The organism is Pseudomonas sp. Irchel 3E20 (assembly GCF_900187645.1).
Taxonomy (GTDB): domain Bacteria; phylum Pseudomonadota; class Gammaproteobacteria; order Pseudomonadales; family Pseudomonadaceae; genus Aquipseudomonas.
The window spans coordinates 220,900-234,967 of record NZ_FYEE01000008.1; the positions used below are offsets into that span (position 1 = coordinate 220,900).

General features: G+C 54.3%; 24 protein-coding genes. All 24 read right to left on the reverse strand.

The genetic code is table 11. The features are described 5' to 3' along the window. Positions 1–13: 13 nt before the first annotated feature. The 24 genes from secY to fusA all read right to left on the reverse strand — a co-directional run bounded on the left by secY (position 14) and on the right by fusA (position 14,057). Entirely contained in the window at positions 14–1,342 is a 1,329-nt protein-coding gene (secY, locus tag CKW13_RS16535; protein WP_095109686.1) for a preprotein translocase subunit SecY, read from the reverse strand. Beyond that, positions 1,343–1,777 carry a 50S ribosomal protein L15 gene (rplO, locus tag CKW13_RS16540; protein ID WP_047277881.1) on the reverse strand — a complete coding sequence of 145 codons (435 nt, stop codon included), beginning with the start codon at positions 1,775–1,777 and terminating at the stop codon, positions 1,343–1,345. Positions 1,778–1,780: 3 nt separating this feature from the next. Further along, the gene (gene rpmD / locus CKW13_RS16545) at positions 1,781–1,957 is read right to left on the reverse strand and encodes a 50S ribosomal protein L30 (RefSeq protein WP_003186033.1); all 177 of its coding nucleotides are present in this window, start codon (positions 1,955–1,957) and stop codon (positions 1,781–1,783) included. 2 nt (positions 1,958–1,959) lie between these two features. Continuing rightward, a complete protein-coding gene (gene rpsE / locus CKW13_RS16550) occupies positions 1,960–2,460 on the reverse strand; it encodes a 30S ribosomal protein S5 (protein WP_003176409.1) in 501 nt (166 codons plus the stop codon). Positions 2,461–2,463: 3 nt separating this feature from the next. After that, on the reverse strand, positions 2,464–2,814 hold the full coding sequence (gene rplR / locus CKW13_RS16555; protein ID WP_003186037.1) for a 50S ribosomal protein L18: 351 nt from the start codon (positions 2,812–2,814) through the stop codon (positions 2,464–2,466). A gap of 10 nt (positions 2,815–2,824) precedes the next feature. After that, the gene (gene rplF / locus CKW13_RS16560; RefSeq protein ID WP_007896774.1) at positions 2,825–3,358 is read right to left on the reverse strand and encodes a 50S ribosomal protein L6; all 534 of its coding nucleotides are present in this window, start codon (positions 3,356–3,358) and stop codon (positions 2,825–2,827) included. A 12-nt stretch (positions 3,359–3,370) separates the two neighbouring features. After that, positions 3,371–3,763 carry a 30S ribosomal protein S8 gene (gene rpsH, locus CKW13_RS16565; protein ID WP_017848802.1) on the reverse strand — a complete coding sequence of 131 codons (393 nt, stop codon included), beginning with the start codon at positions 3,761–3,763 and terminating at the stop codon, positions 3,371–3,373. A 208-nt stretch (positions 3,764–3,971) separates the two neighbouring features. Further along, positions 3,972–4,277: a 30S ribosomal protein S14 gene (gene rpsN, locus CKW13_RS16570; protein WP_095109687.1), complete on the reverse strand. Its 306-nt coding sequence runs from the start codon at positions 4,275–4,277 to the stop codon at positions 3,972–3,974. A 13-nt stretch (positions 4,278–4,290) separates the two neighbouring features. After that, positions 4,291–4,830, reverse strand: a complete 540-nt coding sequence (gene rplE, locus CKW13_RS16575) for a 50S ribosomal protein L5 (protein ID WP_003210069.1) — start codon at positions 4,828–4,830, stop codon at positions 4,291–4,293. A 20-nt stretch (positions 4,831–4,850) separates the two neighbouring features. Continuing rightward, complete coding sequence (gene rplX / locus CKW13_RS16580) at positions 4,851–5,165, reverse strand: 50S ribosomal protein L24 (RefSeq protein ID WP_042561341.1); 315 nt, start codon at positions 5,163–5,165, stop codon at positions 4,851–4,853. Between the two features lie 11 nt (positions 5,166–5,176). Further along, positions 5,177–5,545, reverse strand: coding sequence for a 50S ribosomal protein L14 (gene rplN, locus CKW13_RS16585; RefSeq protein WP_002555479.1), 369 nt, complete (start codon positions 5,543–5,545; stop codon positions 5,177–5,179). A 23-nt stretch (positions 5,546–5,568) separates the two neighbouring features. Next, positions 5,569–5,835, reverse strand: coding sequence for a 30S ribosomal protein S17 (gene rpsQ, locus CKW13_RS16590; protein WP_003176419.1), 267 nt, complete (start codon positions 5,833–5,835; stop codon positions 5,569–5,571). Positions 5,836–5,837: 2 nt separating this feature from the next. Further along, on the reverse strand, positions 5,838–6,029 hold the full coding sequence (gene rpmC / locus CKW13_RS16595; protein WP_002555481.1) for a 50S ribosomal protein L29: 192 nt from the start codon (positions 6,027–6,029) through the stop codon (positions 5,838–5,840). After that, positions 6,029–6,442, reverse strand: a complete 414-nt coding sequence (rplP, locus tag CKW13_RS16600; protein ID WP_003232424.1) for a 50S ribosomal protein L16 — start codon at positions 6,440–6,442, stop codon at positions 6,029–6,031. Before rplP ends, rpmC begins: the two co-directional genes overlap by 1 nt. 12 nt (positions 6,443–6,454) lie before the next feature. Then, positions 6,455–7,141 (reverse strand): 30S ribosomal protein S3, encoded by a 687-nt coding sequence (gene rpsC, locus CKW13_RS16605; protein WP_003176422.1) that lies wholly within the window; start codon positions 7,139–7,141, stop codon positions 6,455–6,457. A 13-nt stretch (positions 7,142–7,154) separates the two neighbouring features. Beyond that, the gene (gene rplV / locus CKW13_RS16610) at positions 7,155–7,487 is read right to left on the reverse strand and encodes a 50S ribosomal protein L22 (protein ID WP_003210077.1); all 333 of its coding nucleotides are present in this window, start codon (positions 7,485–7,487) and stop codon (positions 7,155–7,157) included. Between the two features lie 11 nt (positions 7,488–7,498). After that, the gene (rpsS, locus tag CKW13_RS16615) at positions 7,499–7,774 is read right to left on the reverse strand and encodes a 30S ribosomal protein S19 (protein ID WP_002555486.1); all 276 of its coding nucleotides are present in this window, start codon (positions 7,772–7,774) and stop codon (positions 7,499–7,501) included. A gap of 16 nt (positions 7,775–7,790) precedes the next feature. Continuing rightward, positions 7,791–8,615, reverse strand: coding sequence for a 50S ribosomal protein L2 (gene rplB, locus CKW13_RS16620; RefSeq protein ID WP_003176423.1), 825 nt, complete (start codon positions 8,613–8,615; stop codon positions 7,791–7,793). Positions 8,616–8,629: 14 nt separating this feature from the next. Further along, positions 8,630–8,929, reverse strand: coding sequence for a 50S ribosomal protein L23 (rplW, locus tag CKW13_RS16625; RefSeq protein WP_002555488.1), 300 nt, complete (start codon positions 8,927–8,929; stop codon positions 8,630–8,632). Beyond that, positions 8,926–9,528, reverse strand: coding sequence for a 50S ribosomal protein L4 (gene rplD, locus CKW13_RS16630; protein ID WP_003210082.1), 603 nt, complete (start codon positions 9,526–9,528; stop codon positions 8,926–8,928). The genes rplW and rplD overlap by 4 nt, the downstream gene beginning before the upstream one ends. A 12-nt stretch (positions 9,529–9,540) precedes the next feature. Next, positions 9,541–10,176, reverse strand: coding sequence for a 50S ribosomal protein L3 (rplC, locus tag CKW13_RS16635; protein ID WP_003186059.1), 636 nt, complete (start codon positions 10,174–10,176; stop codon positions 9,541–9,543). A gap of 80 nt (positions 10,177–10,256) precedes the next feature. Continuing rightward, the gene (gene rpsJ, locus CKW13_RS16640; protein WP_003186070.1) at positions 10,257–10,568 is read right to left on the reverse strand and encodes a 30S ribosomal protein S10; all 312 of its coding nucleotides are present in this window, start codon (positions 10,566–10,568) and stop codon (positions 10,257–10,259) included. 159 nt (positions 10,569–10,727) lie between these two features. Beyond that, a complete protein-coding gene (gene tuf, locus CKW13_RS16645) occupies positions 10,728–11,921 on the reverse strand; it encodes an elongation factor Tu (protein ID WP_095109688.1) in 1,194 nt (397 codons plus the stop codon). A gap of 30 nt (positions 11,922–11,951) precedes the next feature. After that, positions 11,952–14,057, reverse strand: a complete 2,106-nt coding sequence (gene fusA, locus CKW13_RS16650) for an elongation factor G (RefSeq protein ID WP_095109689.1) — start codon at positions 14,055–14,057, stop codon at positions 11,952–11,954. Positions 14,058–14,068: the final 11 nt, after the last annotated feature.

Sequence of the window (14,068 nt, forward strand, 5' to 3'; positions counted from 1 at the left end):
TTATGGGTGCTACTCAGCGCAACATGCCGCTGCCGTAACCCTTCAGGTTGGCTTTCTTCATCAGGGATTCATACTGGTGCGAAACGAGGTGCGATTGTACTTGGGACATGAAGTCCATCACAACCACGACCACGATCAGCAACGAGGTCCCGCCAAGGTAGAACGGAACGTTTGCCGCAACCACCAGGAACTGGGGCAACAGACATACGGCCGTCATATATAGAGCACCGAACATGGTCAAGCGAGTCAGAACGCCATCAATGTAGCGCGCAGACTGCTCACCTGGACGGATACCCGGAATAAAGGCACCGGACTTCTTCAGGTTTTCCGCTACGTCTTTCGGATTGAACATCAACGCCGTATAGAAGAAGCAGAAGAAAATAATCCCTGCACTAAACAGCAGAATATTCAACGGCTGACCAGGAGCGATCGACTGCGAGATGTCCTGCAACCAGCCCAAACCTTCAGACTGACCGAACCAGGCACCCAGCGAAGCCGGGAACAGCAAAATGCTGCTCGCGAAGATAGCCGGAATAACACCAGCCATGTTCACTTTCAACGGCAAGTGGCTCGTCTGCGCAGCGAAGACCTTGCGGCCCTGCTGACGCTTGGCGTAATGAACAGCGATACGACGCTGGCCACGCTCAATGAACACCACAAAACCGATAATCGCTACTGCCAACAAACCGATGGCAACCAGGGCAAAGATATTGATATCGCCCTGACGGGCAGACTCGAAAGACTGCCCAATCGCTCTCGGAAGACCGGCGACGATACCCGCGAAAATCAACATCGAGATACCGTTGCCAACACCACGCTCAGTAATCTGCTCACCCAGCCACATCATGAACATCGCACCAGCCACAAACGTGGTTACCGCGACGAAATGGAAGCCAAAGTCACCAGTGAACGCAACACCCTGCCCCGCCAGACCAACGGACATACCGATAGCCTGAACCAGGGCGAGGATGACAGTGCCGTAGCGGGTGTACTGGCTGATCTTGCGACGGCCAGCTTCACCTTCCTTCTTCAACTGCTCCAGCTGCGGGCTGACGGCGGTCATAAGTTGCATGATGATCGATGCCGAAATGTACGGCATGATCCCCAGCGCAAATATGCTCATCCGTTCCAGCGCGCCGCCGGAAAACATGTTGAACAAGCTAAGAATGGTCCCCTCATTCTGTCGAAACAGGTCCGCGAGTCGGTCAGGGTTAATACCTGGAACCGGGATGTGTGCGCCTATTCGGTAGACGATAATCGCCAGGAACAGAAAACGCAGACGAGCCCAGAGTTCAGACATACCGCCTTTGCCGAGCGCAGAGAGAGCACCTTGCTTAGCCATTTATTCCTCGAACTTGCCGCCAGCTGCTTCGATAGCCGCACGCGCACCTTTGGTGGCGGCGATGCCCTTGATGGTGACAGCGCGAGTGACTTCACCGGACAGCATGATTTTCACACGTTGTACGTTGACGTTAATCACGTTGGCATCTTTCAGGGTCTGCACGGTGACGATGTCGCCTTCCACTTTGGCCAGCTCGGACAGACGCACTTCTGCGCGATCCATGGCTTTCAGGGAAACGAAACCGAACTTCGGCAGGCGACGATGCAGCGGCTGTTGACCGCCTTCAAAGCCTGGAGCAATGGTGCCACCGGAGCGGGAGGTCTGACCTTTGTGGCCACGGCCACCGGTCTTGCCCAAACCACTACCGATACCACGGCCCGGACGATGCTTTTCGCGACGGGAACCCGGCGCTGGACTCAGATCATTGAGTTTCATCGATTAACCCTCGACACGCAGCATGTAGTAAGCCTTGTTGATCATCCCGCGATTCTCGGGAGTATCAAGTACTTCTACAGTGTGACCGATGCGACGCAGACCCAGACCCTTAACGCACAGCTTGTGGTTAGGGATGCGGCCGGTCATGCTTTTGATCAGCGTTACTTTTACGGTAGCCATGATCAGAAGATCTCCTTGACAGTCAAGCCACGCTTGGCGGCGATAGACTCAGGAGATTGCATGGCCTTCAAACCCTTGAAAGTGGCGTGAACCACGTTTACCGGGTTAGTCGAGCCGTAGCACTTGGCCAGAACGTTCTGAACGCCAGCAACTTCGAGGACAGCACGCATAGCGCCGCCTGCGATGATACCGGTACCTTCAGAAGCAGGCTGCATGTAAACCTTGGAAGCGCCGTGGGCGGATTTCATGGCGTACTGCAGAGTGGTGCCGTTCAGGTCCACTTGGATCATGTTGCGACGAGCAGCTTCCATTGCCTTCTGGATCGCAGCAGGCACTTCACGCGACTTGCCACGGCCGAAGCCAACACGCCCTTTACCATCACCTACCACGGTCAACGCGGTGAAAGTGAAGATACGGCCGCCTTTAACGGTTTTGGCTACGCGGTTAACTTGAACCAACTTCTCAATGTAGCCTTCGTCGCGCTTTTGGTCGTTATTTGACATAACTTAGAACTCCAGCCCAGCTTCACGAGCAGCATCAGCCAGCGCCTTGACGCGGCCGTGGTACTTGAAGCCAGAGCGGTCGAAAGCCACCTGCGAGACGCCAGCGGCTTTTGCACGCGTAGCGACCAGCTGGCCAACCTTAGTGGCCGCGTCGATGTTGCCGGTGGCACCATCACGCAGTTCTTTATCCAAAGTCGAGGCGCTTGCCAGGACTTTGTTGCCGTCGGCCGAGATGACCTGGGCGTAGATGTGCTGCGACGAGCGGAACACACAGAGACGCACGACTTCGAGTTCGTGCATTTTCAGGCGTGCTTTGCGAGCGCGACGCAGTCGAGTAACTTTTTTGTCGGTCATTTGCTATGCCCTACTTCTTCTTGGCTTCTTTACGACGGACGACTTCGTCCGCGTAGCGCACACCTTTGCCTTTGTAAGGCTCTGGTGGACGGAAGTCGCGGATCTCAGCGGCCACTTGACCCACTAGCTGTTTATCGATGCCCCGGATCAGGATATCGGTCTGGCTAGGAGTCTCAGCGGTGATGCCTTCCGGCAGTTCGTAATCCACTGGGTGCGAGAAGCCAAGGGCCAGGTTCAGCACCGTGCCTTTTGCTTGCGCTTTGTAACCAACACCGACCAGCTGGAGCTTACGCTCGAAGCCTTGGCTTACGCCTTGGACCATGTTGTTTACCAACGCACGAGTGGTACCGGCCATTGCGCGGGTTTGTTGATCGCCATTGCGAGCAGCGAAACGCAGCTCACCAGCTTCTTCAACAATCTCAACGGACGAATGGATGTTCAGTTCAAGAGTACCCTTGGCACCCTTCACCGAAAGCTGTTGGCCTGCGAATTTGACTTCGACACCGGCTGGCAGCTTAACGGGGTTCTTAGCGACGCGAGACATGCTTATCCCCCCTTAGAACACAGTGCAAAGAACTTCGCCGCCGACACCGGCAGCGCGCGCAGCACGATCCGTCATCACACCTTTGTTGGTGGAGACGATAGACACGCCAAGACCGCCACGAACTTTCGGCAGATCTTCAACGGACTTGTACTGACGCAGGCCTGGACGGCTAACGCGCTTCACTTCCTCGATGACCGGACGGCCCTCGAAGTACTTCAGCTCGATGGACAGCAGTGGCTTGATTTCGCTGCTGATCTGATAACCCGCAATGTAGCCTTCGTCTTTCAGGACTTTGGCAACAGCTACCTTCAACGTGGAAGATGGCATGCTTACGACGGACTTTTCAGCCATCTGGGCATTACGGATACGAGTTAGCATGTCCGCTAACGGGTCCTGCATACTCATGGGCTAGACGCTCCTAATACAAAAAAATTAGCCTTGCGGCTACATATGTCGCCGAGAATCTCCGAGCATAGAAAACACGGGCTCAGGCGAGCCGGGTATTCTAGACACACTGCGGAAATGAAACAAGCCCCAAAAGGGGCTTGTTCCTGATTCAAGGTCACCGGCGGTCAGTATCTTGCGAGACCAACCACCTTGACGCTGAACGTACTTACCAGCTGGCTTTAACCAGACCCGGCACGTCACCACGCATTGCCGCTTCACGCAGTTTGTTACGGCCGAGGCCGAACTTGCGGTAAACGCCGTGTGGACGACCAGTCAGGCGGCAGCGGTTACGCATGCGCGAAGCGCTTGCGTCACGTGGCTGCTTCTGCAGAGCAACTGTAGCTTCCCAACGCGCTTCTGGACTTGCGTTCAGATCAACGATGATTGCTTTCAGTGCTGCACGCTTTTTGGCGTACTTGGCAACCGTGAGCTGACGCTTCAGCTCGCGGTTTTTCATGCTCGTCTTGGCCATGGTCCTACTCCAATCAGTTGCGGAACGGGAATTTGAATGCACGCAGCAGAGCGCGGCCTTCATCATCGTTCTTGGCAGTGGTGGTCAGGGTGATGTCCAGACCGCGGAGAGCATCGATCTTGTCGTAGTCGATTTCCGGGAAAATGATCTGCTCTTTTACGCCCATGCTGTAGTTACCACGACCATCGAAGGACTTGGCATTCAGGCCGCGGAAGTCGCGAACCCGAGGCAGGGAGATCGACAGCAGACGATCCAGGAATTCGTACATACGCTCACGACGCAGGGTCACTTTGACGCCGATCGGCCAACCTTCGCGGACTTTAAAGCCTGCGATGGATTTGCGAGCGTAGGTCACAACGACTTTCTGGCCGGTGATCTTTTCCAGGTCAGCAACAGCGTGTTCGATGACTTTCTTGTCACCGATCGCTTCGCCCAGACCCATGTTCAGGGTGATTTTTGTAACGCGCGGAACTTCCATCACGTTCGAAAGCTTAAGTTCTTCCTTAAGTTTCGGTGCGATTTCCTTCCGGTAAATCTCTTTTAGTCGTGCCATGGTCTTCTACCTAGCAGTGTTCAAGCATCAACCGCTTTTTGGGTCGACTTGAAGACACGAATTTTCTTACCTTCTTCTACTTTGAAACCAACACGATCAGCTTTGTTGGTTTCGCCGTTGAAGATGGCGACGTTAGAAGCGTGCAATGGCGCTTCTTTCTCGACGATACCGCCTTGTACGCCCGACATCGGGTTAGGCTTGGTATGACGCTTGACCAGGTTCAGACCACCAACAACCAGACGGTTGTCAGCAAGAACCTTCAGCACCTTACCGCGCTTACCTTTGTCTTTGCCGGCGATCACGATGATCTCGTCGTCACGACGAATCTTTTGCATGTCGGATCTCCTTACAGCACTTCTGGGGCGAGCGAGACGATCTTCATGAACTTCTCAGTACGAAGCTCACGGGTCACTGGCCCAAAGATACGGGTGCCGATTGGCTCTTGCTTGTTGTTCAGAAGAACAGCAGCGTTGCCATCAAAGCGGATAATGGAGCCATCTGCACGGCGAACGCCGTGACGAGTGCGGACTACTACGGCAGTCATCACTTGGCCTTTTTTCACTTTACCGCGAGGAATTGCTTCCTTCACGGTAACTTTGATGATGTCACCGATACCAGCGTAACGACGATGGGAGCCACCCAGCACCTTGATGCACATAACACGGCGAGCGCCGCTGTTATCGGCCACATCGAGCATGGATTGAGTCTGAATCATATAATTTCTCCGACCCCTAGTCCTTAGACTTCCACAGCGCGTTCGAGAACATCAACCAGTGCCCAAGACTTGGTCTTGGCCAACGGACGAGTTTCACGAATAGTGACTTTGTCGCCGATGTGGCACTGGTTGGTTTCGTCGTGCGCGTGCAGCTTAGTCGAACGCTTAACATATTTACCGTAGATCGGGTGCTTAACGCGACGCTCGATCAGAACGGTGATGGTTTTGTCCATCTTGTCGCTGACAACACGGCCAGTCAGCGTACGGACAGTTTTTTCGGCTTCAGCCATGATTACTTACCTGCCTGCTGGTTGAGCACAGTCTTCACGCGAGCGATGTCACGCTTAACTTGCGAGAGCAGATGAGACTGCCCCAACTGGCCAGTTGCTTTCTGCATACGCAGATTGAACTGGTCGCGCAGCAGGCCGAGCAGTTGCTCGTTCAGCTGCTGTGCGGATTTTTCACGAAGTTCATTCGCTTTCATCACATCACCGTCCGTTTAACAAAGGCGGTGGCGAGCGGCAGCTTTGCAGCAGCCAGGGCAAAAGCCTCACGCGCCAGCTCTTCAGTTACACCCTCGATTTCATACAGGACTTTGCCTGGCTGAATCTGGGCAACCCAGTACTCCACGTTACCCTTACCTTTACCCATCCGAACTTCGAGTGGCTTCTTGGAAATAGGCTTGTCCGGGAATACACGGATCCAGATCTTGCCGCCACGTTTTACGTGACGGGTCAGAGCACGACGCGCTGACTCGATCTGACGAGCGGTGAGACGACCACGAGCTACAGACTTCAGCGCGAACTCGCCGAAGCTGACTTTGCTACCGCGCTGAGCCAGACCACGGTTGTGGCCTGTCATCTGCTTGCGGAACTTCGTACGCTTTGGTTGCAACATTTGGCGTACCCCTTACTTAGCAGCTTTTTTACGAGGCGCAGGTGCTTGTGGTTTCAGTTCTTCTTGGCGACCACCAATTACTTCGCCTTTGAAGATCCAAACCTTTACACCGATCACACCGTAAGTGGTGTGAGCTTCGTAGTTGGCATAGTCGATGTCGGCACGCAGGGTGTGCAGTGGCACACGACCTTCGCGATACCATTCAGTACGTGCGATTTCAGCACCGCCGAGACGACCGCTCACTTGGATTTTGATGCCTTTGGCACCAATGCGCATGGCGTTCTGTACGGCGCGTTTCATAGCGCGACGGAACATTACGCGACGCTCCAGCTGCTGAGCTACGCTCTGCGCAACCAGCATACCGTCGAGCTCCGGCTTACGGATCTCTTCGATATTGATGTGCACAGGCACACCCATTTGCTTGGTCAGGTCCTGACGCAGTTTCTCAACATCTTCACCTTTCTTCCCGATAACGATACCTGGACGAGCAGTGTGGATGGTGATACGTGCAGTTTGCGCCGGACGATGGATATCGATACGGCTTACGGACGCGCTTTTTAGTTTGTCTTGGAGATACTCACGCACCTTCAGATCAGCGAACAAATAGTCCGCATAAGTCCGACCGTCTGCGTACCAGACGGAGGTGTGCTCCTTGACGATTCCCAGGCGAATGCCAATGGGATGTACTTTCTGACCCATCTCTTCGACTCCGTTACTTGTCAGCAACCTTGACAGTGATATGGCAAGACCGCTTGACGATGCGATCAGCACGGCCTTTGGCACGTGGCATGATTCGCTTCAGCGAACGCCCTTCGTTGACGAAAACGGTGGAGACCTTAAGGTCATCAACGTCTGCGCCTTCGTTATGCTCGGCGTTGGCTACGGCCGACTCCAGCACTTTCTTGATGATCTCGGCGGCTTTCTTACTGCTGAAAGCCAACAGGTTGAGCGCTTCGCCCACCTTCTTCCCGCGGATCTGGTCGGCGACCAAGCGGGCTTTCTGGGCGGAGATTCGAGCGCCCGACAACTTAGCGGCTACTTCCATTTCCTTACCCCTTAACGCTTGGCTTTCTTGTCTGCCACGTGCCCACGATATGTGCGGGTACCGGCAAACTCGCCTAGTTTGTGGCCGACCATGTCTTCGTTAACGAGAACTGGGACGTGCTGACGACCGTTGTGTACTGCGATGGTCAGACCGACCATTTGTGGCAGGATCATCGAACGACGCGACCAGGTCTTAACTGGTTTGCGATCGTTCTTTTCCGCCGCCACTTCGATCTTCTTCAGTAGGTGAAGATCAATAAAAGGACCTTTTTTCAGAGAACGTGGCACTGTCGTATCCCTCTATTTACTTGCGACGACGGACGATCATTTTGTCGGTACGCTTATTACCACGAGTCTTCGCGCCCTTAGTCGGGAAGCCCCATGGCGATACCGGATGACGACCACCAGAGGTACGACCTTCACCACCACCATGTGGGTGGTCAACCGGGTTCATGGCAACACCACGAACGGTTGGGCGAACGCCACGCCAGCGTTTGGCACCAGCTTTACCCAGCGAACGCAGGCTGTGCTCGGAGTTCGAGACCTCGCCCAGAGTCGCACGGCATTCAGCCAATACTTTACGCATCTCACCGGAACGCAGACGCAGGGTCACGTAGACACCTTCGCGAGCGATCAACTGAGCCGAAGCACCAGCAGAACGAGCGATTTGCGCGCCCTTGCCTGGCTTCAATTCGATGCCGTGTACGGTGCTACCAACTGGAATGTTACGCAGTTGCAGAGCGTTGCCCGGCTTGATCGGTGCCAGGGCACCTGCGATCAGCTGGTCGCCAGCGCTCACGCCTTTAGGCGCGATGATGTAGCGACGCTCGCCATCTGCGTACAGCAGCAGAGCGATGTGAGCAGTACGGTTTGGATCGTATTCGATACGCTCGACAGTGGCAGAGATGCCATCTTTGTCGTTACGACGGAAATCGACCAGACGATAATGCTGCTTATGGCCACCACCGATGTGACGAGTGGTAATACGACCATTGTTGTTACGACCACCAGTCTTCGATTTCTTCTCGAGCAGCGGTGCGTGAGGAGCGCCTTTATGCAGCTCCTGGTTGACCACCTTGACCACAAAACGGCGGCCAGGGGAAGTCGGTTTGCATTTAACGATTGCCATGATGCACCCCTTCCTTACTCAGCACTGCTGCTGAAATCGAGATCTTGGCCTGGCTGAAGGGAGATAACTGCCTTCTTCCAGTCATTACGCTTGCCCAGACCGCGAGCAGTGCGCTTGCTCTTACCCAGAACATTCAGGGTAGTAACACGCTCTACTTTCACGCTGAACAGGCTTTCGACGGCCTTCTTGATTTCCAGCTTGGTTGCATCAGTAGCAACCTTGAAAACGAACTGGCCTTTCTTGTCTGCCAGAACCGTAGCCTTCTCGGAAACGTGCGGGCCAAGCAGAACTTTAAATACGCGTTCCTGGTTCATCCCAGCAGCTCCTCGAATTTCTTCACGGCCGACACGGTAATCAATACCTTGTCGTATGCGATCAGACTAACTGGATCGGAACCTTGCACGTCACGTACATCAACATGTGGCAGGTTGCGAGCAGCCAGGTACAGGTTCTGATCTACAGCTTCGGACACGATCAGGACATCAGTCAGACCCATGCCATTGAGCTTGTTCAGCAGATCTTTGGTTTTCGGCGCTTCAACAGCGAAGTCCTGAACCACGACCAGACGATCAGTACGCACGAGTTCAGCAAGGATGGAGCGCAGAGCTGCGCGGTACATCTTCTTGTTGAGCTTCTGAGTGTGATCCTGCGGACGAGCTGCAAAAGTAGTACCGCCGCCGCGCCAGATAGGGCTACGGATAGTACCGGCACGAGCACGGCCAGTACCTTTCTGACGCCAAGGGCGCTTACCGCCACCACGAACGTCGGAACGGGTCTTTTGCTGCTTGCTACCTTGACGGCCGCCGGCCATGTAGGCCACGACTGCTTGGTGAACCAGCGTCTCGTTGAATTCGCCGCCAAATGTCAGTTCGGAAACTTCGATCGCTTGAGCGTCATTTACATTTAATTGCATGTCAGCTTCCCCTTAACCGCGAGCCTTGGCCGCTGGACGTACAACCAGGTTGCCGCCAGTAGCGCCAGGAACAGCACCCTTGACCAACAACAGATTGCGTTCAGCGTCGACGCGCACTACTTCGAGGGACTGCACGGTCACGCGCTCAGCGCCCATATGACCGGACATTTTTTTGCCCTTGAATACACGACCAGGAGTCTGGCACTGGCCAATAGAGCCCGGGACGCGGTGGGAAACGGAGTTGCCGTGAGTGTTGTCTTGACCACGGAAATTCCAACGCTTGATCGTACCCTGGAAGCCTTTACCTTTGGACTGACCGGTTACATCAACCAGTTGACCAGCAGCGAAGATTTCAGCGTTGATCAGATCGCCTGCTTGGTACTCGCCTTCTTCAAGGCGGAATTCCATTACGGTACGACCAGCTGCAACGTTTGCTTTAGCGAAGTGACCTGCTTGAGCAGCAGTCACACGCGAAGCACGACGCTCGCCGACAGTGACTTGCACTGCACGATAGCCATCGGTTTCTTCAGTTTTGAACTGGGTGACGCGATTCGGCTCGATCTCAATGACCGTGACCGGAATGGAGACACCTTCTTCGGTGAAAATACGGGTCATACCGCATTTACGACCGACTACACCAATAGTCATGTTGTAAACCTCATGAGTGTACGGGGCTTTCACCCGCTATGGCCGCCCATTTCAGAGCGTTACACGACTAAGACCGAGTCTTAGCCGAGGCTGATCTGCACTTCCACACCGGCCGCAAGATCAAGCTTCATAAGTGCATCAACGGTTTTATCCGTTGGCTGGACGATATCCAGAACGCGCTTATGAGTACGGATCTCGTACTGGTCACGCGCGTCTTTGTTGACGTGCGGGGAGACCAGAACGGTGAACCGCTCTTTACGGGTAGGCAGTGGAATTGGACCACGCACTTGAGCACCAGTACGTTTCGCGGTTTCCACGATTTCCTGGGTGGATTGGTCGATCAGGCGATGGTCGAAAGCCTTCAACCTGATACGGATTTGCTGATTTTGCATTGGATTTCAGACTCCGGCTGCTATTCCCAGCGAGCGCAATACGCCCGTTAAAAGGAGGCGCAATTCTATAGACGGCCCAGATAGGTGTCAACCCAATAAAAAAGGCCCCCGCTAAGCGGGGGCCTCTCTCAAAACATCAGCGCAATCTCAGAAGAGAGATTACTCGATGATTTTAGCTACAACGCCAGCACCAACGGTACGGCCGCCTTCGCGGATTGCGAAACGCAGACCGTCTTCCATTGCGATGGTTTTGATCAGGGTGACAACCATTTTGATGTTGTCGCCCGGCATTACCATTTCAACGCCTTCTGGCAGCTCGCAGTTACCAGTCACGTCAGTAGTACGGAAGTAGAACTGTGGACGGTAGCCTTTGAAGAACGGAGTGTGACGACCGCCTTCTTCCTTGCTCAGAACGTAAACTTCTGCTTCGAACTTGGTGTGCGGCTTAACCGAACCTGGCTTGACCAGAACCTGGCCACGCTCAACGTCGTCACGCTTGGTACCACGCAGGAGAACGCCGCAGTTCTCGCCAGCACGACCTTCGTCGAGCAGCTTACGGAACATCTCAACACCGGTGCAGGTGGTGACGGTAGTGTCACGCAGACCAACGATTTCCAGTGGATCTTGAACCTTGACGATACCGCGCTCGATACGACCAGTTACAACAGTACCGCGACCGGAGATCGAGAATACGTCTTCGATTGGCATCAGGAACGGCTTGTCGATAACACGGACAGGATCTGGGATGTAGCTATCCAGAGTCTCAACCAGTTTCCGTACGGAAGTGGTGCCCATTTCGTTGTCGTCTTTGCCTTCCAGCGCCATACGAGCAGAACCGATGATGATCGGAGTGTCGTCGCCTGGGAAGTCGTAAGTGCTCAGCAGATCGCGCACTTCCATCTCAACCAGTTCCAGCAGCTCAGCGTCGTCTACCAAGTCAGCCTTGTTCAGGTAAACCACGATGTACGGAACGCCTACCTGACGAGACAACAGGATGTGCTCACGGGTTTGTGGCATCGGACCATCAGCGGCCGAGCAAACCAGGATCGCGCCGTCCATTTGGGCAGCACCGGTGATCATGTTCTTCACATAGTCGGCGTGACCTGGGCAGTCAACGTGAGCGTAGTGACGGATCAGCGAGTTGTATTCAACGTGAGCAGTGTTGATCGTGATACCACGAGCTTTTTCTTCTGGCGCACTGTCGATTTTGTCGAAATCAACAACAGCCGAACCGAAAATCTCGGAGCAAACACGAGTCAGAGCAGCAGTCAGCGTAGTTTTACCGTGGTCAACGTGACCGATAGTGCCAACGTTGACGTGCGGTAGGGAACGATCAAATTTTTCTTTAGCCACGACAATTAACTCCTTGCCTAAAGGACTGAATCAGCCTTGTTTTTTGGTAACGGTTTCGACGATGTGCGACGGAGCCGTATTGTATTTTTTGAATTCCATAGAGTAGCTTGCGCGACCCTGAGACATCGAACGAACGTCGGTCGCGTAACCGAACATCTCGCCCAACGGAACTTCAGCACGGATAACCTTACCGGAAACCGTATCTTCCATACCCAGGATCATGCCGCGACGACGGTTAAGGTCGCCCATTACGTCACCCATATAGTCTTCAGGCGTAACAACTTCCACCGCCATGATCGGCTCAAGCAGCTCACCACCACCCTTCTGGGCCAGCTGTTTGGTCGCCATGGAAGCAGCTACCTTAAACGCCATCTCGTTCGAGTCGACGTCATGGTAAGAACCATCAAAAACGGTCGCCTTCAGGCCGATCAGCGGATAGCCGGCAACAACACCGTTCTTCATCTGCTCTTCGATACCCTTCTGGATAGCCGGGATGTATTCCTTAGGAACCACACCACCCACTACTTCGTTCACGAATTGCAGACCTTCCTGACCTTCGTCAGCAGGAGCAAAACGGATCCAGCAATGGCCAAACTGACCACGACCGCCGGACTGACGAACGAACTTGCCTTCGATTTCACAGTTCTTCGTGATGCGCTCACGATAGGAAACCTGAGGCTTACCGATGTTGGCTTCAACGTTGAACTCACGGCGCATCCGGTCAACCAGGATGTCCAGGTGCAACTCGCCCATGCCAGAGATGATCGTCTGACCAGTCTCTTCATCAGTTTTCACACGGAAAGATGGATCTTCCTGAGCAAGCTTGCCCAGTGCGATGCCCATTTTTTCCTGGTCATCCTTGGTCTTAGGCTCAACGGCAACCGAAATAACCGGCTCCGGGAAGTCCATGCGAACCAGGATGATTGGCTTGTCAGCGTTGCACAAAGTCTCGCCAGTAGTGACGTCCTTCATACCGATCAAGGCCGCGATGTCGCCAGCGCGCACTTCCTTGATTTCTTCACGGGCGTTTGCGTGCATTTGCACCATACGACCCACGCGCTCTTTCTTGCCTTTGACCGAGTTGATTACGCCGTCGCCGGAGTTCAACACGCCCGAGTAAACACGGACGAAGGTCAAGGTACCCACGAATGGGTCGGTAGCGATCTTGAACGCCAGAGCCGAGAAAGGCTCGCTATCGTCTGCATGACGCTCCATTTCCTTTTCCTCATCATCCGGGTCAGTACCCTTGATGGCAGGAATGTCGGTAGGAGCCGGCAGGTAGTCGATAACGGCGTCGAGAACCAGGGGAACACCCTTGTTCTTGAAGGAGGAACCGCAAACAGCCAGAACGATCTCACCCGCAATAGTACGCTGACGCAGAGCGGCCTTGATTTCCTCGTTGGTGAGCTCTTCACCTTCGAGGTACTTGTTCATGAGCTCTTCGTTGGCTTCGGCTGCAGCCTCGACCATGTTGTTGCGCCACTCGTCAGCCAGCTCCTGCAACTCAGCAGGAATAGCTTCGCGACGAGGAGTCATGCCCTTGTCGGCATCATTCCAATAAACAGCTTCCATGGTGACCAGATCGATCTGACCCTGGAAGTTATCTTCGGAACCGATAGCCAACTGAATTGGCACCGGAGTGTGACCCAGACGCTGCTTGATCTGACCGATCACGCGCAGGAAGTTCGCACCCGCACGGTCCATCTTGTTGACGTAAACAAGACGTGGAACGCCGTATTTGTTGGCTTGGCGCCATACGGTTTCCGACTGAGGCTCAACACCCGAAGTACCGCAGAACACGACGACAGCGCCGTCGAGCACGCGCAGGGAACGTTCAACTTCAATGGTGAAGTCTACGTGACCCGGGGTATCAATAACGTTAAAGCGATGTTCGTCTTTGTACTGCTTAGCAGAACCCTTCCAGAAGGCGGTAATGGCAGCAGAAGTAATGGTAATACCACGCTCCTGCTCCTGAACCATCCAGTCGGTGGTCGCGGCGCCGTCATGCACCTCGCCCATCTTGTGACTTTTGCCAGTGTAAAAAAGGACGCGCTCGGTGGTGGTGGTTTTACCAGCATCCACGTGAGCAACGATACCGATGTTACGGTAGCGGTTAATCGGTGTAGTACGAGCCATAAAGCCCTCGC